Source organism: Flavobacterium sp. 5 (genome assembly GCF_002813295.1).
In the GTDB taxonomy this organism is placed as follows: domain Bacteria; phylum Bacteroidota; class Bacteroidia; order Flavobacteriales; family Flavobacteriaceae; genus Flavobacterium.
The window spans coordinates 110,628-134,030 of the sequence record NZ_PHUE01000001.1 but is presented as its reverse complement, the minus strand read 5'-3'; the positions used below and the strand labels follow the sequence as shown (position 1 = coordinate 134,030).

The following is a 23,403-nucleotide window of genomic DNA, read 5'->3' as shown; positions in this document are numbered from 1 at the left end:
TTGGATTACTGAATTCAGAATTATAGTTTTATTTTATTCAATTGTAAAAACAACTTTAGCAGAGAAAACATTTTTATAAAAAATATTATTTTCAATTTTACCATTAACTAAAACAAAATCATAAGTGTTATTATCATCTGATTCAACTATTGTATGGTATGTTTTATTGTTGTAGGATGTAACAATAAATGTACTAGTTACTAATGAGTTATTTTTATATACAGTTAAATCAATAGCTTGTCCAACTTTATTATAGGTAAGTTTTGAATCTTTATCAATTGTAAAAGGTAATTCAACTTCTTTTAATTGATTATCATAACCTTTTGCACTTACTATTTTGTATGCAAAAGAACTATCTTTTTGAGCTTCTGTTGAATCATTATTGCTACTACAGCTGCTTAATATTCCAATTGTTAGAATTGTAATTAATTCTACTTTCTTCATTTAGGACTTGTGTTTAAATTCCAGTAAAAGTATTATTATTTAATTCACTTCCGAAAAGGTATCACCTTTTTTAATATCGCCAGATTCAAAACCACGATTAAACCAATACATTCTCTGTTTTGATGTTCCGTGAGTAAAAGAATCTGGAACAACTTGACCTTGCATTTTTTTCTGAATGGCATCATCACCAACAGCATTTGCGGCACTTAAAGCTTCTTCAATATCGCCCGCTTCCAATATTTTGTTTTGTTTTTCGTTGTAATGTGTCCAAAGACCAGCATAAAAATCGGCTTGTAATTCTAAAGCAACCGAAAGTTTATTGCCTTCAGTTTCACTTTTATTTTCTTGTAATTGGCGCACCTTTCCAGAAGTTCCTAATAAGGTTTGAATATGATGACCAAATTCATGTGCCATTACATAGGCAACAGCAAAATCACCTCCTTCGGCTCCAAATTTGGTTCTCAATTCATCAAAAAAGGTCATATCCATATAAATGGTTTTGTCGCCTGGACAATAAAAAGGTCCTGATGCTGAGCTGGCTCCTCCACAAGCAGTTTCAACTTGCCCACTAAAAAGAATAAGTTTTGGAGCTTCAAAAGTTAAACTATTTTCTTCAAATATTTTTGCCCAAATATCTTCATTATCAGCCATGAGTGTTTTTACAAATTCACCTTCCACTTTTTCCTTTTCGGTCAAAGGTCTGCTTTCGGTTTGTGTTGTCTCCTGTTGATTGAATTGTTCTAATATTGGGGTAATCATTTGAGCATTTTCACCACCAAAAGCATTTACCAATAAAATAATAATTCCAATTATTCCACCACCCACAATGGTTTTGCCGCCAGACGACATTCCTCTGCGATCTTCTACATTTTCACTTTGTCTTCTTCCAATCCATTTCATAGCTTGTACAATTTATTAGTTAGTGATTGAATATTAATAGTATTTATAAAAATAAGGCAGATTTATAAAATGATACTTTTTGGTTTCAACCATTTTTCTAAAATATCTTCAAGAGTTTTCTTTACGATAGGTTTTGAAACATAATCATTCATACCCGCTTCTATGCATTTTTCTTTTTCTCCCATTATCGTTCCCGCTGTAAGGGCAATGATAATGGTGGATTCTAATTGTTCTATTTCTCGAATCAGTTTTGTGGCTTCATATCCATTTATTAATGGCATTTGGATATCCATAAAAATAATGTCAGGATTGATTTTTAACACTTTTTCAAGAGCCTTTTCTCCATCACTGGATTCATAAATGATACATTTTGGAATGATTTGTTTGACTAACGTTTTAGTCAAAAGCATATTAATTTTATTGTCTTCTACAATTAATATTTTGGGCTCTTCATTTTCAAATTGTAAGATACGATTTTCTGTAATTACTTTTTTAGAGTCTATTAATTTGTCTTGTTTTAATTTATTGCTACTTCTTAATTTAATATCGAAGAAAAAAGTACTTCCAACATTGTACTGACTATTAATTTGTAATTTACTATTCATTAAACTTAACAATTGATTTGAAATTGTTAAACCCAATCCTGTTCCACCAAATTTTTTAGTAGTCGAACTGTCTTCTTGTGAAAAGGCTTGAAAAATGATTTTCTGATTGTTTTTTCGAATACCAATCCCAGTATCTTTTACCGAAAATCTCAAAAGGGTTTGGTTTTTATGAATTTCTAATGCGGAAATAGTTAAATCTATGCTGCCAACATGTGTGAATTTTATTGCATTTGTCAGTAGATTGATAAGTATTTGTTTTAAACGAATATAGTCAACACAAATAAATTTTGGGACATCATCGTTAACAATATAATTTATTTCCAGATTTTTAGAAAGAGCTTGGTAATTAATTAGCTCTTTTATCTGAATAATAATATCTTCGATTCTGTGTTTTTCAATATTGAGTTCTAATTTACCTGATTCAATTTTAGAAAAATCGAGTATGTCATTAACCACTTCCAATAAAGTATTGGCCGATTGATTAATGGTAGTCATATATTGTTTTTGAGTGTTTTCGAGTTTAGAATTCATTAATAAATCGGTGTAACCTATTATACCGTTTAATGGGGTTCTTATTTCATGGCTCATATTGGCAAGAAACTCAGATTTAGCTTTATTGGCTGCCTCTGCAAATTCTTTTTCTTTAACAATAGATTCATTTTTTTTCTTTTCGGTAATATCGATAAGTATTCCTTCCATGAAAGCTATTTCACCATTTTTAATTATCGAATCTCCAAATTCTTCAATCCAAACGATAGAGCCATTTTTATGGGTAATTCGATAAATAATATGTACTGCTTTTTTTTCTTCTAAAGCGATTTTGTTTTTTGCTAGTACCTTTTCTAAATCTTCACGTAAAATTAAGTCTATAAAAAATATTTTATTTTCTAAAAAATCAGATTTAGGATATCCCGTTAGTTTTTCAATTTCGTCGTTAAGATAAATCTTTGTGTACTTTTCGTCGTAATTGGATAGATATACGGTACCTGGGATATTATTTGCTAATAAACGGAATCGCTCTTCGCTTTCTTCAATAATAGATTCATTTATATTTCGTTCGATAGAGGAAGATATATTTTTTACTAACAACTCTAAAATTGAAATTTCATCTCGACTCCAAATGCGCTCTTCTGTTGAATTATCAAATGCAAAAAAACCGTTAAATTCATTCTTTATAAAAACAGGAAACAATAACATTGAATCTGGGTTTAAGCGACTCAAACCAACTTTTACCGTTTCATTTTGGATTTTTGCAATAATATTTTCAAAGAATTCTGCTGGAGATAAGTCTTTTAAATTAGTATCAAACTCATCAAATGAAATATTTTGGAGTATGGGGTGAACAGAATCAAAACCTCGTAGCTCATTTGTCCACATGCACTTTTGGTTAAAACAATTGGTTTTCGAGTCTTTTTTAAAGTAAGAAATACGTTCTGAGTTTGTTACTTTACCAAGCTCATTTATAATTCCCATGATGAGTTTACTAGTGCTTTTTTCTAATAAAAATTGATTAGTATTTTTATTAATTATCAAAAGTAATTCACTTTTGTAGGCCAGTTTTCGCTCTATTTCTAATCGCATCTGAGATGCTAATGCAATTACAATTAGATCCGATATAGATTTTGCAAAATTAATATCCTCATTGTCCCAATTTTTAATTTGTTGAGTTGATTCGAAAGTGAGGATACCTTTTAACTCCCCATCAATGAAAATAGGGGTATCGAGTGTAGAGAATATATTGTTATTGTATATGTAATTATCGTTTGTTCTATTTTTGGTAGAATAAGATCTAATATCTGATAAAACTACTTGAAGTTTATTTTCTATTTTTTCGAAATAACCAGGGTTTTCATTTTTATAAAATTGAATATCTGTTTCAAAGATATTTGTTTTAGAATCATATAGTTTGTTACAAATAATTCTGTCAGAGTCATATGTCCAATAGCCAGCTCTGTGTACGCCCAATGTTACAGAGGTAATTTGTAAAATATTAATAATAGTTTGGTCAAAATTGTCACTGTTGGAATGGTTTAAAACTGCTAAGTTTTTGAGTGTTTTACTATATTTTTCAATTTTAAACTGCCTGCTTGATTTTTCATCCTCTATGTTTTTTAAGAGGGTAATATCTCTAGCAATTCCGGAATAGCCATCTATTTCTCCGAAACTATTTCTTCTTACATAAACATTTTGGGAAATCCATAATTCACTTCCGTCCTTTTTAATAATAGGGAACTCCAGAGTAGTAAAATTTTCTTCAATATCAAGAATGTTTTGGTAAAAACTCATGGTATTGGTAATGTAATCTTTTCTAATTAATGAAGAAAAATCTTTGGAAAGAAATTCATTTTTAGAATATCCTAAAGTTTTTATTGCATAATCATTTACGAAAGTAAATTTGCCTTCTGCATCTGCTTCAAAAATGATATCTACAGCAGTTTGAATTAAAGTTTCATATTGTTTCCTAATTTTTATTTCATTGGTAATATCTTGACCTATGCCAATAATTGAGTCTTCTGCAAACTTTTTATCAATCCATTGAATGAATTTATATTCGCCGTTTTTACATTTTAATTTTCTAACATATAAGCGATTATCTATAAAATTTTTATGATAATCAATACCAATGAATTCAGGATCTTCTGTAAGTTTCCAAAATCCATATCCCATTACTTCTTTAGGAGTGTAGCCTAAAATTGCCGTTATTGTATCACTGCAAAAAGTTACTTCCCCTAATTTATTGGTGGCTATGGTAAGTGAATTTCCTTTATTGACTATTTCATTGGTAAAATTAAATTTTTCTTGAATTTTGGATATAGAGACATGTCTGATATGGTTTATGACAAAAACCATGATTGAATAATTGACAAGTATAATTGCTTTTTTGACAGGGACTAAATCAAATACATATAGTATGATTAAATACGAAAATACAAATCCTGAGAAAATCCAATATTTTTGTATTGGCTTAATAATGATATATGAAAAGAAAAAAGCTATTATATATGCATAAGTAGGAATTGGATCTTTGGGTAAGAAAATTATGTTGTATAGTATTAAAATAAAATAGAGACAAAAGAAGAAAATATAAATATTTTGAATTCTATTATATAAATATTTTGATTTTTCGCTTATTAAAAAGAATAATAAAAAAAAGACTCCAATGGAAAAGTTTTGAATTAATAAGCTTTTTGGCCTAATGTTGTATAATTCAAACAAGATTTCAATTAAAGGAAGTGTCAAACCTAGAAACAATAAATAAAGCTGATATTCTCTCTTGTCTGATTCTTTTGGTGGAAGATTATCAGTGTTTTTTAAAATAGAATTTATTTTAGTGTTGGAATAAAAAATAGCTAATAATAAAATTAGAAGCAATGCTAATAGGACACTATTTCTATGTGCTGTCATTATAAAAAATGTTTTTACGAGACTTGATGACATAGGAATATAAACTGAACTCAAAAAAGAAAAGTTGAAGTTGAAAAACAATAAAATTTTACAACATAATAACATAGTCTTGCGGGGGTAATAACTATTTGATTAATGTTTTTAGTGTTTACAATTTAATGCTCTATTTCTATACTAAAGGTATATGTTACTCATTTTCTACAGGATTCTCTATTCCTATTATAGCAGAGTAAATTGCATAATTCATAGAATAAATAAAAGGTAATGTAAAGAAAATACCAATACAACAACCTATAAGGCCTACAAATGAACCAATTATAGCCACAACGATTAATCCTAATAAAATAAAAGGCTGTTTAAAAACAATCTTAGTACTATATTTTATAGCATCAATTGCATTTAAATTACCAAAAATAATAAGAGGAATAGTAAGTAGTGTTATGAAGGAGATAAAATAGGTGAGGATAGTGCCAAGGATATCAAATTTTAAAAACGACATTAAAGTAGCTTGGGCAAAACTGATTGTCGAAATTAATAAAGTTGAAATTATAATTTCTTTCAAATAAGGTAATTTATAATATGAAAATAAAGAAGAAACTAAAAATGCTTCATCTCTTTCTCCATGATCGGTCATTTTTAAAAATGCGGCTTGGAATGGACTTAGTAATACAGAAATGAATATAGAAATTGCCCCAAGTGTTAATAGATTTGACTCAGACATGTTTTCTATTTTAAATTTTTCTGGGGAAAGTTCTTTAGTCATTTCAGTTACTCCTAGAATCGATACCAAGGAAACACTAGCAAAAACAATGAATAAGGCACTAAAGATAAAAAGTACTAATCCAGCATATAAAGCGATTTTTTTGTAATTCTCAAAGGCATGATTGAATACATTTCCAAAATCTATTTGGTATCCATTTTTTTCAATATCATGTAATTTTTCTAATGTTTGGCTCATTTATAGCTTGGTTATTTATTTGTTAGATTTATATTTAAAAATAGATTTCTTCAAATGGTATTCGATAAATACTTCATTAAAAATATCCTGTTTCCAAAATATAACAATATTTTATCTTAGAGTTTTCTGTATCTGCGTGTAAATTTACTGTTTTTTTTACTTTTAAAAGAGATGATAATTTTTCAACGTTATTTTTTAAAGTTTCAATAAGTTTTATTTGTTATAACCAGTTTAATAATTTCTTCAGAGTATTAATTTTGTTGTTTGTATAGGGTGCGTATCTTAAATTTAAATCCAACCAATTTGCTTTTTTTACTACTCCTTTATGATGTGAGAAAGTATCAAAACTCAATTGGCCATGGTAAGCACCAATTCCGCTATGACCAACACCACCAAAAGGAAGTTTTTTGTTCGCAAAATGAATTACTGTATCATTAATACAACCACCACCGAATGAATAGTTCAAAATTATTTTTTTTGCAAATTTCCTATCATCAGTAAAGACATATAAAGCTAGTGGTTTCTCATATTTTGAAATTATTTGACCTATTTCTTTTTCTTCTTTGTAAGTAATTATAGGAAGTAAAGGACCAAAAATTTCTTCTTGCATGAGGGAGCTTTCAAGATTATTTTCTTCAATTAATGTTGGGGCAATATAGCAATCTTCAACATCATTTTCTCCGCCAAAAATTACTTTCTCTGGTTCAATGATACTCACCAAACGATGCCAGTTTTTTTCATTTACTATTCGAGCAAAGTCAGGTGATTTTTTTGGATTTACTCCATATGCATTTGTGATTTCATTTTTCATAAAGTCAACAAAATGACTTTTCATTTCTTCCTGTATCAAAATATAATCTGGTGCAATACAAGTCTGACCGGCATTTAAAAATTTCCCCCAAACTATTCTCTTAGCAGCTAGTTTTAGATTAGCAGTTTCATCAATTATACAAGGGTTTTTCCCTCCTAATTCAAGAGTAACAGGGGTAAGATGTTCTGCAGCCGCTTTAGCTACAATTTTGCCAACAGCAACACTTCCTGTAAAGAAAATATAATCCCAACGTTGAGCTAATAATTTTTGAGTTGCTTCAACACCACCTTCAATTACTTTTACATGTTGATGTTGGAATACTTTTTCTATAATTTTAAAAATTATAGATGAAGTTTTTGGAGTTAATTCAGAAGGCTTTAAGACTACTTGATTACCAGCAGCAACAGCAGCAATTAAAGGGGCTATTGCTAATTGAAATGGGTAATTCCAAGGCGCTATGATTAAAACTTTCCCGTAAGGTTCTTTAACTATATAATCTGTTGATGGGAAATTAAGTATTGAAGGAGTCACATTTCTAATTTTTGCCCATTTTTCAATGTTCTTTAAGGTATCTCTTAATTCCGAAATGATATAACTGGTTTCGGTAGCAATTGATTCAAAAGGAGGTTTTTTGAAATCCTCATATAATGCTTGGATGATGTCATTTTCATGTTTGATAATTTCATCCATTAATTTTGTTAAAGCTTCTTTTCTTGTACTAATATTCAATTTGTAAGGCATAGCTAAAAAAGATTTAAATCGTTGTACAAGTGCAAGTTAAATTTAAAATTTAAAATAAAATCCTTTTCGGACTAAAATTTAAATGGCTTTCCAAATAACTTCTTCTGGTGTTGGGGCAATGATTGTGATGTTCTCTTTTGTAACGGGATGAATAAATGTTAATTTTCTGGCATGTAAATGAATACCCCCGTCAGGATTGCTTCTGTCAAAACCGTATTTTAAATCACCTTTTATTGGAGATCCAATTGCAGAGAGTTGCGCTCTTATTTGATGATGCCTGCCAGTATGTAACTGTATTTCCAATCCGTAATAATTGTCTAGTTCTTTGATGATTTTATATTCTAAACTAGCCATTTTGCTATCAGGAACTTCTTTAAGATGTGCTTTTGAAGTATTGTTTTTTTCGTTCCTTTTGATGTAATGAACAAGCGTATCTTCTTGCTTGGGAGGTTTATTTTTGATTACTGCCCAATATGTTTTTTTAGTTTCTCTGTTGCTGAATAATTCATTCATTCGAGTCAATGCCTTACTTGTACGAGCAAAAACAACAATACCGGTAGTAGGTCTGTCTAAACGATGAACAACTCCAAGGAAAACTTCACCAGGTTTGTTGTATTTGTCTTTTATGTATTCTTTTACAACTTCGCTTAATGGTTTGTCACCTGTTTTATCTCCCTGCACAATATCACCTACACGTTTATTTACCACGATAAGGTGATTGTCTTCATGCAAAATTTGAAGATTATTTTTATTTGAAATTACTTTATTAGACAATTGTGTAGTGTTTTACTATTGAAATGAATGTAAATTGAATACCTAAAATAAATTAGTATTGCTCTTTTTCGTTTGGAAAATCTTTAGATTTTACATCTTCTACATATTGGCTAATAGCGGAAGTCATTCCTTCATACAAATTCATATAACGTCTTAAGAAACGAGGACTAAATTCGTTGTTCATTCCTAACATGTCATGAATTACCAATACTTGTCCATCGACGCCACCACCAGCACCAATTCCAATAACTGGGATTGAAATACTTTCAGCAACTTTTTGTGCTAAATGAGCAGGGATTTTTTCAAGAACCAAAGCAAAACAACCTAATTGCTCCAATAATTTAGCATCTTCGATTAATTTTTCTGCTTCTTCTTCTTCTTTAGCACGAACTGTATAAGTACCAAATTTGTATATAGACTGAGGAGTTAATCCTAAATGCCCCATAACAGGAATCCCAGCGTTTAAGATTTTTTTGATAGATTCTTTTATTTCTTTACCACCTTCTAATTTTACAGCATGTCCGCCACTTTCTTTCATTATTCTGATAGAAGAACGTAAGGCTTCTTTAGAATCGGATTGGTAACTACCAAAAGGTAAATCAACAACAACTAAAGCTCTTTCTACAGCTCTAACTACTGATGATGCATGATAAATCATTTGGTCAAGAGTAATAGGTAAAGTGGTTTCGTGACCTGCCATTACATTCGAAGCTGAGTCTCCAACCAGAATTACATCAATTCCAGCGGTATCCACAATTTTTGCCATGGTATAATCATAGGCAGTTAGCATTGAGATTTTTTCTCCATTGGATTTCATCTCAATTAAAGATTTGGTGGTAATTCTTTTGTAATCTTTTTTTATTGCAGACATTGTGATGTATGATTTTTATTCCGAAATGTTCGGTATTGATTTTATTTTTGCTTTTGAGATTGTAAAAGTAATAAATTGAATTTTTTTAAATTGAATTTTTGTGAAGAATATCAAAAATGAGGCTTCAGAAATTATGGTATTACTATTTTAACTTACTATTTTGCAGAATTTTTACAATAATTGAAAGATGGCAAGGTGTCTTTTACAGAAAAACTCATCCCATTTAATTCAAAACAAAATCTTTATAAAATCTTTATAAAATCTTTATATCCTGCTAAGTTATATTATAAAATACTTACATGATATGATTTAACTTTGTCCTATCAATCAAATACGAAGATTATGAATAGTATTTTGAATCAAATGAAAATAAAAAATCAGTATTTAATAAGCGTATTATCAGTTGGAATTGTAGCGTTGTTGTGCTTGATCGTTAGGGATTATTTAGATTATAAAATTGTAGGTTATCTTTTGTTGGTGGTAGTGTCTGTTTTATCCATGTTTTTAGGAATTTTGCCCTTGTTGCTTAGTGCCGTTTTGAGTGCATTAATATTGAATTTTTTATTTATTAAGCCTTATTATACTTTTCATATTAGTAATGCTGAGGATTCTTTATTATTGGTTTTATTCTTTATTATTGCACTAGTAAATGCCGTTTTAACTCATAAAATTAGAAGAGCCGAAAAAATATTGCAGGTAAAAGAAGTTCGGGTAAATACAATGAAACTTTACAATGCATTATTAGATTCTTTATCTCACGAATTAAGAACTCCTATATCAACAATAATGGGAGCAATTGACACTATTCAAAGTAAATCAGTTACTATTTCCGAGGAGAATAAGGAAAGTTTATATACTGAAATTGAAAAAGCTTCTTTACGATTAAATCATCAGGTGGAAAACTTATTGAATATGTCCCGATTAGAGACGGGAGTTATAGAGCCCAAAATGGATTGGTGTGATTTAGAAGAATTGATTTATAATGTTTTGGATCATCTGAAAGATGATTTGCAATTTCATAAAGTGGTTGTTAATACTGATGAAAATTTGCCTCTTTTTAAATTAGATTATGGTTTAATGCAACAGATTATTTTTAATTTGGTTTTTAATGCTTCTCAGTATACTCCTAAAGGCGCTAAAATTGAAATTAAGGTTTTCTATAATGTAGATGTAGATTTTGAATACAATCCTGATAAATTATTTTCCTGCGTTATTACTATTGCAGATGACGGAATTGGATTTCCAGAAACTGAAATTGATAAAGTGTTTGATAAATTTTATCGACTACAAAACTCTAAAACAGGAGGCACAGGTCTTGGTTTGTCTATTGTGAAAGGATTTGTTGAAGCTCAAAACGGAATCGTAAAACTTGAGAATAGGGAAGAAGGTGGTTCGGTTTTTACACTTAGTTTCAATACTTTAATAATGAATACTAAAGAAATTTCAAATGAATAATAGTGTACAGATTTTAGTCATTGATGACGAAATTCAAATCAGGAAGCTTCTTGAAATTACTTTGAATTCTAATGATTATAAAACAGTTTTTGCTGTCAATGCCAAAGAAGGAATGTCAATGGTTGCGAATCATCAACCCGATTTGATAATTCTTGATTTAGGTTTACCTGATGAAGATGGACAATTAGTTTTGAAACGATTGAGAGAATGGTATACTAATCCAATTATAATTTTAACTGTAAAAAGTGCTGAAGACGAAATTGTAAAAGCGCTTGATAACGGAGCAAATGATTATTTAACCAAACCATTTCGCACACAAGAATTGCTAGCTAGAATTCGTACTGCTTTACGAAATAGCACAACAAATGAAAAAGAACCCATAATTGAGTTTGGTTCTGTTACTATTGATTTTGCTTCAAGGATCGTAAGGTTGAATAATGAGATTTTGAAACTTACTACAACCGAGTATAACTTGCTTTCTATCTTTATAAAAAATGACGGAAGAGTCTTGACGCATCAATATTTGCTGAAGCAAGTTTGGGGAAATAGTTATGCCGACCAAACTCAATATCTGAGAGTTTTTGTAGCCCAGCTTCGCAAAAAAATAGAAGAAGATCCTAATCATCCTAAGTTTATCATAACTGAATCGGGTGTGGGATATCGATTTAACACGGGCTAAAATCAACTAAAAAAGGTTTTAAAATAATGAATATGAAGTGTTCAAGATACTTCGTAAAGGACTTTCTATGTCCAAAAAGGAATGAATTAAATACTTAAAAATTAAAATAAAATGAATAAATCAACGGTTCAAAAAGTAACAGCTGCAACTCTTTTGGTTGCGTTAGGAATAATTTATGGAGATATTGGAACCAGTCCGTTATATGTTATGAAAGCCATTATTGGGCAAAGGGAAATATCAAAATTATTGGTGTATGGTGGGATTTCCTGCATCTTTTGGACACTTACTTTTCAAACAACTTTCAAATATGTATTGTTAACTCTTTCAGCTGATAATCATGGAGAGGGAGGTGTTTTTTCTCTTTATGCATTAGTTAAACGTTTTGGAAAAGGAAAATTAGTTATTCCTACTATTTTGGGAGCTACAACACTTTTAGCAGATGGAATTATTACTCCGCCAATTTCTGTAACTTCGGCTGTAGAAGGATTGGGTGATGTTGTCCCTAATATTCCAATTCTCCCTATTGTTATTGTAATCTTATCTGGACTTTTCTTTTTTCAGCGCTTCGGAACTCAAAAAGTAGGATTCTTTTTTGGTCCTGCAATGGTTGTTTGGTTTTCAATGCTTTTTGTTTTAGGGTTTGTTCAAATTTTAGAGCATCCAGCTATTTTGACTGCTTTGAATCCAGTATATGCTTATGAATTATTGGTTGAATATCCTCATGGATTTTGGTTATTGGGAGCTGTTTTTCTTTGTACTACGGGAGCAGAAGCATTATATTCTGATTTAGGGCATTGCGGAAAAAGCAATATTAGAATCACTTGGATTTTTGTAAAAATTGCGTTGGTTGTAAATTACTTAGGACAGGCGTCTTGGTTGATGAATCAAAGTAATCCTTTGTTAGAGGGGAGAAATCCTTTTTATACCATTATGCCACACTGGTTTTTATTTGCAGGTGTAATCATTTCCACTTTTGCTGCAATAATTGCTTCACAAGCTTTAATAAGTGGTTCATTTACCTTAATAAATGAAGCTGTTTCGCTTAATTTTTGGCCTCGTGTTACGATGAGGAATCCAACCAATTTGAAAGGGCAAATATATATTCCTTCTGTAAATACTATTTTATGGGTTGGTTGTATTTTAATGGTTTTGTATTTTAGAACCTCTTCAAATATGGAAGCTGCTTATGGTTTTTCTATTACCATTGCAATGCTTATGACTACGGTACTTTTAAATTATTATTTGATTTACATCAAAAAACTCAATAGGGTTCTCATAGGAGTAATCATTACCGTTTTTGTTGCTATTGAAATTGCTTTTTTCATTGCCAATATTGTAAAAATTAAAGAACGCTGGATGTTTTTGTTTTTCGAGCTTTTTATATTTATGACGATGTATGTTTGGTATTTTTCAAGGAAAATTAATAACAAGTTTGTCAAATTTACCAATTTGACTGAGTTTACTAGTAAGTTTCATGAATTGAGTAATGATATTACTATTCCTAAATATGCTACACATTTAATTTATTTATCAAAAGCAGATAGAAATTATGAAATAGAAGAGAAAATATTGAATTCTATTTTTTCTAAAAAGCCAAAAAGAGCTGATGTATATTGGTTTTTTCATATCAATAGAACCAATTCTCCTTTTGATTTGAATTATGAAGTTATAGAATTATTAGATGATAAAGTGATTAAGATTGTTCTGAATATTGGTTTCAGAATTCAGCCAAAAGTAGAATTGTACTTTAAGAAAATAGTTCAAAACCTCATTGATGATAAGCAATTGAATTTGCACATTCGAGCTGATGGTTCAACAAAATACAATTCAGAACCTGATTTTAAATTTGTGATTATTGAAAAGTTTTTATCAGTCGAAAATGAGTTTACGGTAAGAGATGGTCTTTTACTGAATTCTTATTATTTGTTAAAACATATGTCGCTTTCGGATAATAGAGCTTTCGGACTCGATAGGAGTGATGTGGTTATAGAAGAAATCCCTATTGTTTATCATCCAATTACAAAATTAGAATTGGAGAAAAAATAATTAGTTAGCCAATTCTGTTTGTATTAAGTAAATAAAAAAAGATTTCAGATTAAGTAGATTAATTACCTTGTCTGAAATCTTTTAATTATTTTGTATCTTGAATTTATATTAACAATCTGCCATGTTTACAGCAATTGCGAGTCCACCTTCGGAGGTTTCTTTGTATTTTGAATTCATGTCTTTGGCTGTTTGCCACATAGTATCAATTACTTTGTCCAAAGATACTTTAGCATTTTTAGCATCGGTAGCCAAAGCAAGCTCTGCGGCATTAATTGCTTTTATGGCACCCATTGTATTTCTTTCGATACAAGGAATTTGAACCAATCCACCAATAGGATCGCAGGTAAGTCCCAAGTGATGCTCCATAGCAATTTCGGCCGCCATTAATACCTGATCAGGAGTTCCTCCCATTAATTCGCATAATGCACCAGCCGCCATAGCACTTGAAACACCAATTTCGGCTTGACAACCACCCATTGCAGCAGATATAGTTGATCCTTTCTTGAAAATACTGCCTATTTCACCAGCAACCATCAAAAATTGTTTGATTTCTTTTTCACTGGCTTGGTGATTTTCAATTACTAAATAATACATCAAAACTGAGGGAATTACTCCAGAGCTTCCATTAGTAGGAGCCGTAACAACACGACCTAATGCTGCATTGACTTCATTTACTGCTAATGCAAAACAGCTTACCCATTTTAGAATTTGACGAAATTTAACTTCGGTTTTTCTAATTTCTCCAAGCCATTCTTGAGGATTTGAATAATTAGATAAACCAATTAGACTTTGATGTAAATCAAATGCGCGTCTATGAACGTGTAATCCTCCAGGAAGTATCCCTTGAGAATGACAACCAATATACATACATTCTAGCATTGTGTTCCAAATACGCATCAATTCATGATGAATTTCAGTTTCGGGACGCATTGATTTTTCGTTATCGTAAACAATTTCAGAAATGGCTTTGTTTTCTTTTCTACAATATGCTAAAAGTTCGGTAGCTTTATTAATTGGGAAAGGAAAAGCACATTTTATTGCAATTTTCTTTTGAGCATTTTCACGTTCTTCTTTAACAACAAAACCTCCTCCTATAGAATAAAAAGTACTGCTGTATTCATTTTCATCATTGAAATACGCGGTAAAAGTTAGTCCATTGGCATGAAAAGGAAGAAAATTTTTATTGAAAACTATGTCTTGGAGAATATAAAAAGGGATGTGGATTTGATTTCCTAAATGAATTTCATTTTTATCTTCTATTGATTTGATAATTCCATCAATATTCTGAATAGGAATGTATTCAGGATCTTGACCACTAAGTCCGAGCATGATAGCCAAATCGGTAGCATGTCCTTTTCCTGTCAATGAAAGAGAGCCATATAAATCGACTTTTACTCGAGCTATTGTATTAATGTCAAAGTCGCTTCTAAGTTCGTTTAAAAAACGTTCGGCAGCACGCCAAGGTCCTAGGGTGTGTGAACTTGAAGGCCCAACACCAATTTTTAACATATCAAAAACAGAGATACATTCTTCCATAGAATTATATTTATTACTGAACAAATATAATTATTAATTTATGTAAAATTGATTGGTTTTGTTTAAATAAATGATAATTTGATAATATTTTAATGTAATATGACTAAGGCTTTGGTGGATTGTTAAAATTAATAAAAATTTAGATAGTAGTTTTGTGTCTTGTTTTATGACAAATCGTTTTTGATATATGAAACGGTATAGTACTTTTTTTTTTATCATTGTAAATAGCTAGTTAGGTGCAATTGATAGAAATGTCATCGCATACTTTTTAGAAAAGTAAAGATTTAGTGAAGAGCAGGAGCTATATTTCAAGCAAAGGCTTATTCTCCTGCTTTTAAAAATTGAAATTATGTAGAGGTTAAAAGCTTGTTATTCATTCCTTCATTAGATAAGAACAAAAATAATTAGACAAATTGCTGTAGTTTTTACTGATTTTATTGGTCTTAAAGGATTTAAAACTTATATTTGTCGCTACATTCAAAAATTCCGGAAAACATGTTTGAATTTCAACAGTATTTAGGCTTTTTACTTTTCTTAACCATCCTTACAATGGGATTTTGGTTAATGTTTTTTTTAGTTGGTTTCGTATCTTATTGGGTAACAGGAGCAACTTGGGAAATGTATAAAGAAAAGAGAGCAAAAGAAAAAGAAGAAGAAGCTTAGTCTTTTTTTCTACTTTAAAATAAAAAAGGATTCGTAATAACGAATCCTTTTTTTTATGCTTTATATTTTAATATTATCCTGGAAATTCTCCTCCGCCATCTCCGCCACCTTCATTTTTAGGTTGCGTATTCTTTTCTCTGTCGCTTTTAGTTTTGTTAAAACGGTAAGTGAATGATAAATTGAATTGACGTTTACGGAATTGCATTTCACTATATGAGGTTTGATCTAAATTTGAGTTTTGATCTAATATATTAGTATACGATCTCATAATTCTTGAATTGAATATATCACTAATATTAAATGCAATTGTTGCTTTGTCTTTTAATATGTCTTTACTGAAAGCGGTATTCATACCAAATTGACCTAAGTTTTTACCTTGTGCCGTTTTTTGTTCACCATTGTAAGTCGCATTCAACTGCCAGTCTATTTTGTACGGTAAAGTAAGTTTTGAATTAATTCTTGCAAACCATGTTGTGGCTTGATTATCTAGATTTTGTACAATAAGATTTCCTTTTGTATCTGTGTAACTGTGCTCTCCAGTTGTTTTTACATTATAGAAATTGAAATTACTGTTGATTCTCCATATTTTAAAAGGAGTGTAATTTAATGTAAATTCAAAACCAAATTTTTGTTCTTTTCCTAAGTTAATAGGTTGGCTTTTAATAACTGGAATACCATCTACTTCAGTTCCTGGCGCAGGAGTTACCACTTCACCAGAAGGAGTTACTACATCACCAGTAGGAGATCTCACAAAACTGAAAACATCTTTTGTATCTTCAAAATAAGCAGAAGTATTGAATGTTATTTTGTCCCAACGTTTAATATATCCAACATCAAATTTGTTTGTTAGTGAAGGGTCTAAGTCAGGGTTTCCTTGAAAAATATTAACATTACTTGAATAATTTACTGCAGGATTCATGAAACGACCTCTTGGTCTTGATAAACGTTTACTATAGCTTGTAGTAATGTTACTTTGATCTGAAAGTTCATAACTAATGAAAGCACTTGGGAAAAAGTTATTGTACTTTTTAGTATTGAATTCATTTGTATCTAATAAGTTTACTTCGATATTAGTATCTTCCCAACGTAGCCCAAATAAATAAGAAAATTTATTTTTTTTGAAACCATATTGTGTATAAATTGCATTGATGTTTTCTTTATATTCTAAAGTATTAGAAAGATTATCAATACGTACACCTTTATCGTCAAGAACATAATAGTCATTGTTTAAGTCTCCAAAATTCCCTTTATATCCTGCTTCAAATTGGCTTCCTTCTCCCAGAGGAAGTACATAATCAGCTTGAAGTTGTGCTTGTTTTTGAACTTGATTATTTAAAGTATTGTTGTAATTATCTGAACCAGTGATAACACTCTGACTATCATCGGTGTTTCTTGAAATAGATGCATCAACTGTAAGCTTATGTCCTTTGTCGTTGAAGTTTTTAATTAAGTTTGATGTATATGAAGCATTTTCACTACCAGTATCACCAGTATTCAAACGATAAGTTGAACCTGTAAAAATATGTGAGGCATCATAATTATTGTAGTTAATTAAGTCATTGGTATCCCCAGTATACTTTTCATAATTAATGGCATTTGTCCAATACGTATTTGGGGCAACAGTCCATTCAACACCTGCTCTTCCGTTAAAACCATCATTTGTTCTCTTTGTGTCACGATCTTCGTCTAGATAGTTTTTGACAGAACCATCTTCATTAAAATACTCTGAATTAGTTTTACCACCGCCTTCATTTGTTCTGTGATTGTATGCTGCAGTAGTAAAATAGTTTAATTTTTCGGTTTTATAATTCACATTGGCACTCAAACCATAAGTTTCAGGAATACCTGTAGAAGCTATAATGGTCCCGTTAAAACCTTGATTCTTGCCTTTTTTAAGAATAATGTTGATAATTCCAGAACCACCTTCGGCATCATATCGGGCAGATGGATTAGTGATAACTTCAACTTTATCGATAGCATCAGCGGGAAGTTGTCTTAAAGCTTCTGCAATATTTACCGCATAAGAGGGTCTTCCATCGATTAGAATTCGAATGTTGTCACTACCTCTTAAGCTTACATTTCCTTCGGTATCAACAGAAACAGAAGGAACATTATCAAGAACATCACTTACAGTTCCACCTTTTACCATCATATCTTGACCAACGTTGTATACCTTTTTATCCAGTTTGATTTCTACTGATGATTTTTCAGCACGAACAACTACTTCGTTCAATTGTGAAGCATCATCTTCGAGTGCAATTGTACCTAATGAGGTTTTTTCGGTTATATCCTTTCCTTTTATTTCGACATTTTTAAACGAAATAAATTCGATAGTAATATCATAAACACCAGGAATAACATCAGCTTCATATTCTCCCTTGTTATTGGTAATTCCTCCAGAAATTGCTTTCGGATTTTTTTGATTTTTTAAAGTAATTGTAGCATATTCTAGGGGCTGATTACTCTTTTTGTCTACAATTTTCCCAGTAACTTTGACTTTGTTGAAAGTTGGAGGACCTTGTTGTGCAAAATTAGATAGTCCTAAAAATAGAAATAATAGAACTAGGTTACGTTTGAAATTTTTCATTTGTAATAAATAAGATTTCCCTATAAGATGGAGAAATGGAATAAAGGTTTAAAGAGGGTTTCTTAAACTTATGTTAATGTCTAAATAAAAGGATTGACTAGGTCTAAATCTCTTCCGATAATGGCTTGGTCATCTTTAACAACAATTGGTCGTTCAATAAGAATTGGATTTTGAACCATTGCCTGAATAATTTGATTATCAGTTAGTGTTTTTCCTTTGTAATTTTCTATCCAAATTTTTTCTTTTTGTCTAACTAATTCAATTGGACTGAATTTTAATTTTTTTAATAATTCAGTTAATTCACTTGCTGTAGGGGGTGTGTTGAGATAATTGATGATTTCAAACTCTTTCTTTGATTCTTCTAAAAAGAGTAAACAGTTTCTGGATTTTCCGCAACGTTGATTATGGTAAATTTGTATCATTTTTGGGTGATTTTTGGTTGATCTAAAATAAAAAATAGCTACTTTAGTTTCGACAAAAATACCATTTGGAATACCATTTAAAGTATAATTATAAAAAAAACAACAAATGTTTATAGAACAAGGAATAGACGAAAAGAATAAATTTTGGAAGTATCTTTTTGGTTTGATAATTATTGCTGGAGCTTCTTTTTTGGGACAAATGCCAATGTTAGGAATGATTTTATTTCAAACGACTTTTAAGGGAAAATCATACCCTACCACAGATTCAGAATTATTACATTTTTTTGAGCCTAATTTAAATTTGTTTCTTTTGTTGTTTTCATATGTTTTAGCTCTTGGAGGAATCTATTTGGTAGTTCGATTTTTGCATCATCAAACATTTATGTCTGTTGTCACTGCTAGAAAAAAAATCGATTGGAAAAGAGTATTGTTTTCATTTTTGGTTTGGGCAGCAATTACACTTGTTTCAACATTGGTTACGTATTATTTAAATCCAGCAGATTTTAAAATTAATTTTCAGCCAATTCCCTTTTTTATTTTATTGATAATTGCGACTTTATTGATTCCGATACAAACAAGCGTAGAGGAGTTGATTTTTCGAGGGTATCTGATGCAGGGATTTGCTAATTTATCTAAAAACAAATGGATTCCATTATTGATGACTTCAACTATATTTGGATTATTGCATTTATCGAACCCAGAAGTTTCGAAGCTTGGGAATATAATTATGGTGTATTATATTGGTACGGGACTGTTATTAGGGATAATGACTTTAATGGATGATGGTATGGAACTCGCATTAGGATTTCATGCTGCAAATAATTTAATTGGAGCCTTATTAATAACGTCTGATTGGTCTGCATTTCAAACTTATTCTATTTTTAAAGATGTGTCAGAACCCGAGGCTGGATTTGATATTATCTTCCCTGTAATAGTGATTTATCCTCTGATTTTAGTTATATTTGGGTATAAATACAAGTGGTCTGGTTGGATAAAAAAACTGACTGAAAGTGTTTGATTTACAAATAAGTAACATAAAATTATCAATATTATTATGAATACAATAACATACAAAAATGTACATAACCATTTTAAAATAAATGGTTATCATTTGACTAAAGAAGATTTATGTAGAATTGCTTATAGTTTTATAAAAGAAGGAGCAGATTTTGAACAAGTGGTTGGGGATTTCTTATTGGATTGGTTCGATGATAAATCATATATCGATATGTATACTTCGGGTACTACTGGAGAACCAAAAACCATACGAATTGAAAAAGACGCCATGGTTCAATCGGCTATTGCAACAGGAGATTTTTTTGGATTGGAACCAGGAAATAGAGTGTTACATTGTTTGCCTGCCAATTATGTTGCTGGTAAAATGATGTTTGTTCGTTCTTTTATTTTAGGCTTAGATATGGATTTTGTTGCTCCAAGTTCTCATCCATTAGAACATAATGATGAAAAATATGATTTTGCTGCAATGGTGCCTCTTCAAGCAAAAAACTCAATTGATAAATTAAAAAATATTAAAAAGATAATTATTGGAGGAGTTAAAGTTCATAAATCATTGGAAGATGAATTGATTAAATTGCCGATTCAGATTTATGAAACTTATGGAATGACAGAAACAATTACACATATTGCTGCTAAAAAAATTGGAGTAGAAGCTTTTACTACATTGCCAAATGTTACGGTTTCGGTTAATGAACATCAATGTTTAGAAATTCTTGCTAAGAATATTAGAAATGAAAAAATTATTACTAATGATATTGTTAAGTTAGTTTCGAATACACAATTTGTTTGGTTAGGTCGTTATGATAATGTAATCAATAGTGGTGGTATTAAAATTATTCCTGAGCAAGTAGAAAGTAAGTTGTCTACATTGATTCCAAGACGTTATTTTGTGAATGGAGAACAGGATGATATATTGGGGGAAAAAGTAGTTCTTTATGTTGAAGGAGAAACTATGAATATTGATAGCTCAGTATTCGATGTTTTGGATAAATATGAAAAACCTAAAGATGTTCATTTTATTCCTAAATTTAAAGAAACAGCTACAGGAAAAATTATGAGAGAAGAAAGTAAAAAATTAACTCTAATATAAGTTCTAATTTGGACATAAAAAAAGAGAGGATATTCAAATATTCTCTCTTTTTTTATGGTTTTTTTTGTCTTGATTTTTAGTTCAGATTACTTTTCCATTTTAAAAAAATAATCTGCTGAATTTTTACCACCACCATATACTGCAAAAAAGATGCATATAGCAAAGGTTAGCAATGCTAATAATAAGTTTTGATGGTGCATGTAACCCATGAAGTTGATGATAATCGCGCAAATTAAAATTGGTAACTGTGCTATAATAGCCCAGCGGGTTAATAATCCAAAGAATATTAAAATCCCTCCAATTAAATGAGCAGGGGCTATGTAGTGAATTAAAAACATTCCACCTCCAAACTTATCGAATCTATCAATAGGAGCTAGTAAATCAACTAAATATTGGGCATTTGAAAAAAAATAAACTCCTTTCATAAATAGAAAAACTCCAAGAGCCATTCTAAGTAGATCAACCGGTAAATAAGTATGAGCATTGGCCCACTTATTTAAGCTTTTTACATTATTCATATCTTTTAGGGTTTAAATTAATTACACTAAGGTATTAAATATTAACGATATATGAGTGATTTATTGTGCTTTAAATTATGAATACTATTATTTTAAGGTAATTTTTTTGTCTTTTTGATTTTCAACAGGAATTGTTGTATTCTTTTTAATATCTTCTAGAATCCAATTTAACTCAGGATCTTTTCCATTAACATAATCAGTTATTGTTGGTAGAATTTCCTTGTCAGGAAAAATACCATGTCCTTCTAAAGTTGTTTTATAAAATGGGGCAACTACAAGTAAACCTATTGTTACTTTTATCTCAGAATTTGGTAATTTAATTATAGGCATTATTCCAGCGACAGTTCCATTGTAGGCTCCTCCTGTTTCTTCACCTACGAACGTAGCTCTTTTTGAACCTTTTAAATTAGAGGAAATGATACTTGATGCCGAAAATGTTCCACCGTTAATCATTACATATATTTTGCCTTTGAAAGCGTTTTTGTTTATTGGTTTGGGCTTTGAATATGAATTAGAAGAATAATAGTTTCCATTTTTATCTTTATGAGTCTTAAAAAAAACTACAGGTGCATAGAAGGGTGTCATTAATATTTTTGCTAATAATGGAGACGTATTGAAAGGTGTTTTTTCGACCAAAGTAGTTTTTGAATTTACTAGATAAGGATCAATGAACACATAAGTAGAGTCTGATAAATAACTGTATAAATTTGAAATTTCGTTTATTGATCCCCCAGGGTTATTTCTTAAATCAATAATTAAAGTTTTAGTTTTACTCAATTGCATTTTTCTAAAACTTTCTTCGTAAAAGCGAGAAGGCTTCCCTAAGGCAAAATGCTTAATTTTAAGTAAAGCAATACTACTGTCTTTTTCTATGAATTTCAAATCTCGATTATTAGTCCTTGTGGTTTCATTATAGCCGTAAGTACTTTTGTCTCTTTTGATTTGTTTTTTTTGTTTTGTGTCAAGTATTGTTACTGTGTTCTTATCTTCTTTTTTACTGATTTTTGCAGGTTCTATTTTTTTTCGTCTGATACAAACAATTTGTAAAGAATCGTTTTGTTTAAAACTGTAATGCAAACTATCTTGAATACCGTTTTCGTTAACAAAAAAGGATGGAAATGTATTGGACATTCGTTTTCTTTTGAATGTTTTATTGTATCCATCTGAGGTGAATAATGTATAATATTCAGAAATTAATTCATTTGTATTTTTATCATTAATAGCAATAACTTCTGCTCCTGGTTTTATAGTTTTATTGTCAGATTTGTTTTTAATGACATACAATTTGTTATTAATGATTTCAAATTCAAACTGTGAAAAAGGGCCAATTCCTTTATTTTTTAGCTCTTTCTGTTCTTTTTTGCTTAAGGTTTTTGTTGAAGGAGAAACTATCAAATGACCTTGACGAATTGAGGCTACTACAGGACTGAGTTTTTTATAAAATTCGAAACTAGTCATTGGTTTTGTAATCGTGCTTTTTAAGCTGTCAAATTTGAAGTCGAGCTCTTTCTTTGATATGTACCAATACAATTTTGGTTGGAAACGTTGCAGTTTTTTATACGTAAAATCCACATCAGCTTTTAAGTTTTTTTCCGAAATCAAATCGTTTATGTGTTCGTTATGCTCTTTAATGGATGAGCATTGGAGAAATAGTAAACCGAAAAATATAGCTAAGAGTGTTTTTTTCATTAAAGTAAATGTCTGTAAGTTTTATAGAATAAAGAGTTTTATTTATAGTGAATAAAAATACTTTATTTCGTACAAATATATACGTTTCTATTTATGAAAGAGTAGGATTGTAAATGAATTTCGAATATTTTGAAAAAAAAGAACACTCCATTTGATAGGAGTGTTCTGAAATTTTTATTGTGGAATTTTATA

Annotated in this window: 18 protein-coding genes; 6 read left to right on the top strand and 12 right to left on the bottom strand. The window is 30.2% G+C overall.

What is annotated here, in order from left to right; genetic code table 11:
• Positions 1–33: 33 nt before the first annotated feature.
• The 7 genes from CLU82_RS00555 to panB form a co-directional block, all read right to left on the bottom strand.
• A complete protein-coding gene (locus tag CLU82_RS00555) occupies positions 34–444 on the bottom strand; it encodes a hypothetical protein (protein WP_100841252.1) in 411 nt (136 codons plus the stop codon).
• Positions 445–483: 39 nt separating this feature from the next.
• Positions 484–1,344, bottom strand: a complete 861-nt coding sequence (locus CLU82_RS00550) for a neutral zinc metallopeptidase (RefSeq protein ID WP_100841251.1) — start codon at positions 1,342–1,344, stop codon at positions 484–486.
• A 62-nt stretch (positions 1,345–1,406) separates the two neighbouring features.
• Positions 1,407–5,354, bottom strand: a complete 3,948-nt coding sequence (locus tag CLU82_RS00545; protein WP_198520168.1) for a PAS domain S-box protein — start codon at positions 5,352–5,354, stop codon at positions 1,407–1,409.
• A gap of 187 nt (positions 5,355–5,541) precedes the next feature.
• Entirely contained in the window at positions 5,542–6,312 is a 771-nt protein-coding gene (locus CLU82_RS00540; RefSeq protein WP_100841249.1) for a hypothetical protein, read from the bottom strand.
• A gap of 220 nt (positions 6,313–6,532) precedes the next feature.
• Positions 6,533–7,864 carry an aldehyde dehydrogenase gene (locus tag CLU82_RS00535; protein WP_100841248.1) on the bottom strand — a complete coding sequence of 444 codons (1,332 nt, stop codon included), beginning with the start codon at positions 7,862–7,864 and terminating at the stop codon, positions 6,533–6,535.
• A gap of 78 nt (positions 7,865–7,942) precedes the next feature.
• The gene (locus CLU82_RS00530) at positions 7,943–8,638 is read right to left on the bottom strand and encodes an RluA family pseudouridine synthase (RefSeq protein WP_100841247.1); all 696 of its coding nucleotides are present in this window, start codon (positions 8,636–8,638) and stop codon (positions 7,943–7,945) included.
• A 52-nt stretch (positions 8,639–8,690) separates the two neighbouring features.
• Positions 8,691–9,509 carry a 3-methyl-2-oxobutanoate hydroxymethyltransferase gene (panB, locus tag CLU82_RS00525; protein ID WP_100841246.1) on the bottom strand — a complete coding sequence of 273 codons (819 nt, stop codon included), beginning with the start codon at positions 9,507–9,509 and terminating at the stop codon, positions 8,691–8,693.
• Positions 9,510–9,851: 342 nt separating this feature from the next.
• On the opposite strand from panB, the gene CLU82_RS00520 reads away from it, so the two are divergent.
• The 3 genes from CLU82_RS00520 to CLU82_RS00510 all read left to right on the top strand — a co-directional run bounded on the left by CLU82_RS00520 (position 9,852) and on the right by CLU82_RS00510 (position 13,689).
• Positions 9,852–10,964, top strand: coding sequence for an ATP-binding protein (locus CLU82_RS00520; RefSeq protein WP_232735181.1), 1,113 nt, complete (start codon positions 9,852–9,854; stop codon positions 10,962–10,964).
• Positions 10,957–11,643 carry a response regulator gene (locus CLU82_RS00515; RefSeq protein ID WP_100841245.1) on the top strand — a complete coding sequence of 229 codons (687 nt, stop codon included), beginning with the start codon at positions 10,957–10,959 and terminating at the stop codon, positions 11,641–11,643. The genes CLU82_RS00520 and CLU82_RS00515 overlap by 8 nt, the downstream gene beginning before the upstream one ends.
• A gap of 111 nt (positions 11,644–11,754) precedes the next feature.
• Positions 11,755–13,689 carry a KUP/HAK/KT family potassium transporter gene (locus CLU82_RS00510; protein ID WP_100841244.1) on the top strand — a complete coding sequence of 645 codons (1,935 nt, stop codon included), beginning with the start codon at positions 11,755–11,757 and terminating at the stop codon, positions 13,687–13,689.
• A gap of 108 nt (positions 13,690–13,797) precedes the next feature.
• Here the strand turns inward: CLU82_RS00510 and CLU82_RS00505 are convergent, their stop codons facing one another.
• Complete coding sequence (locus CLU82_RS00505; protein ID WP_100841243.1) at positions 13,798–15,225, bottom strand: L-serine ammonia-lyase; 1,428 nt, start codon at positions 15,223–15,225, stop codon at positions 13,798–13,800.
• A 495-nt stretch (positions 15,226–15,720) separates the two neighbouring features.
• Between CLU82_RS00505 and CLU82_RS00500 the strand changes: the two genes are divergently transcribed.
• Positions 15,721–15,888, top strand: coding sequence for a hypothetical protein (locus CLU82_RS00500; protein WP_100841242.1), 168 nt, complete (start codon positions 15,721–15,723; stop codon positions 15,886–15,888).
• Positions 15,889–15,961: 73 nt separating this feature from the next.
• Here the strand turns inward: CLU82_RS00500 and CLU82_RS00495 are convergent, their stop codons facing one another.
• Both CLU82_RS00495 and arsC read right to left on the bottom strand, forming a co-directional pair.
• Entirely contained in the window at positions 15,962–18,475 is a 2,514-nt protein-coding gene (locus CLU82_RS00495) for an outer membrane beta-barrel family protein (RefSeq protein ID WP_100841241.1), read from the bottom strand.
• A gap of 80 nt (positions 18,476–18,555) precedes the next feature.
• Positions 18,556–18,897: an arsenate reductase (glutaredoxin) gene (gene arsC / locus CLU82_RS00490; protein WP_100841240.1), complete on the bottom strand. Its 342-nt coding sequence runs from the start codon at positions 18,895–18,897 to the stop codon at positions 18,556–18,558.
• A gap of 106 nt (positions 18,898–19,003) precedes the next feature.
• On the opposite strand from arsC, the gene CLU82_RS00485 reads away from it, so the two are divergent.
• Both CLU82_RS00485 and CLU82_RS00480 read left to right on the top strand, forming a co-directional pair.
• Positions 19,004–19,915, top strand: coding sequence for a CPBP family intramembrane glutamic endopeptidase (locus CLU82_RS00485; RefSeq protein WP_100841239.1), 912 nt, complete (start codon positions 19,004–19,006; stop codon positions 19,913–19,915).
• A gap of 36 nt (positions 19,916–19,951) precedes the next feature.
• Complete coding sequence (locus CLU82_RS00480) at positions 19,952–21,004, top strand: AMP-binding protein (RefSeq protein WP_100841238.1); 1,053 nt, start codon at positions 19,952–19,954, stop codon at positions 21,002–21,004.
• Between the two features lie 86 nt (positions 21,005–21,090).
• Here the strand turns inward: CLU82_RS00480 and CLU82_RS00475 are convergent, their stop codons facing one another.
• Positions 21,091–21,522, bottom strand: coding sequence for a DoxX family protein (locus tag CLU82_RS00475; RefSeq protein WP_100841237.1), 432 nt, complete (start codon positions 21,520–21,522; stop codon positions 21,091–21,093).
• A gap of 87 nt (positions 21,523–21,609) precedes the next feature.
• Positions 21,610–23,211 (bottom strand): S41 family peptidase, encoded by a 1,602-nt coding sequence (locus tag CLU82_RS00470; protein WP_100841236.1) that lies wholly within the window; start codon positions 23,209–23,211, stop codon positions 21,610–21,612.
• Between the last annotated feature and the right edge of the window lie 192 nt (positions 23,212–23,403).

Bases quoted from the DNA above. Each gene is read 5' to 3' on its own strand.
- CLU82_RS00555 (WP_100841252.1), bottom strand. From the start codon at position 444: ATGAAGAAAGTAGAATTAATTACAATTCTAACAATTGGAATATTAAGC.
- CLU82_RS00550 (WP_100841251.1), bottom strand. From the start codon at position 1,344: ATGAAATGGATTGGAAGAAGACAAAGTGAAAATGTAGAAGATCGCAGA.
- CLU82_RS00545 (WP_198520168.1), bottom strand. From the start codon at position 5,354: ATGACAGCACATAGAAATAGTGTCCTATTAGCATTGCTTCTAATTTTA.
- CLU82_RS00540 (WP_100841249.1), bottom strand. From the start codon at position 6,312: ATGAGCCAAACATTAGAAAAATTACATGATATTGAAAAAAATGGATAC.
- CLU82_RS00535 (WP_100841248.1), bottom strand. From the start codon at position 7,864: ATGCCTTACAAATTGAATATTAGTACAAGAAAAGAAGCTTTAACAAAA.
- panB (WP_100841246.1), bottom strand. From the start codon at position 9,509: ATGTCTGCAATAAAAAAAGATTACAAAAGAATTACCACCAAATCTTTA.
- CLU82_RS00520 (WP_232735181.1), top strand. From the start codon at position 9,852: ATGAATAGTATTTTGAATCAAATGAAAATAAAAAATCAGTATTTAATA.
- CLU82_RS00515 (WP_100841245.1), top strand. From the start codon at position 10,957: ATGAATAATAGTGTACAGATTTTAGTCATTGATGACGAAATTCAAATC.
- CLU82_RS00510 (WP_100841244.1), top strand. From the start codon at position 11,755: ATGAATAAATCAACGGTTCAAAAAGTAACAGCTGCAACTCTTTTGGTT.
- CLU82_RS00505 (WP_100841243.1), bottom strand. From the start codon at position 15,225: ATGGAAGAATGTATCTCTGTTTTTGATATGTTAAAAATTGGTGTTGGG.
- CLU82_RS00500 (WP_100841242.1), top strand. From the start codon at position 15,721: ATGTTTGAATTTCAACAGTATTTAGGCTTTTTACTTTTCTTAACCATC.
- CLU82_RS00495 (WP_100841241.1), bottom strand. From the start codon at position 18,475: ATGAAAAATTTCAAACGTAACCTAGTTCTATTATTTCTATTTTTAGGA.
- arsC (WP_100841240.1), bottom strand. From the start codon at position 18,897: ATGATACAAATTTACCATAATCAACGTTGCGGAAAATCCAGAAACTGT.
- CLU82_RS00485 (WP_100841239.1), top strand. From the start codon at position 19,004: ATGTTTATAGAACAAGGAATAGACGAAAAGAATAAATTTTGGAAGTAT.
- CLU82_RS00480 (WP_100841238.1), top strand. From the start codon at position 19,952: ATGAATACAATAACATACAAAAATGTACATAACCATTTTAAAATAAAT.
- CLU82_RS00475 (WP_100841237.1), bottom strand. From the start codon at position 21,522: ATGAATAATGTAAAAAGCTTAAATAAGTGGGCCAATGCTCATACTTAT.
- CLU82_RS00470 (WP_100841236.1), bottom strand. From the start codon at position 23,211: ATGAAAAAAACACTCTTAGCTATATTTTTCGGTTTACTATTTCTCCAA.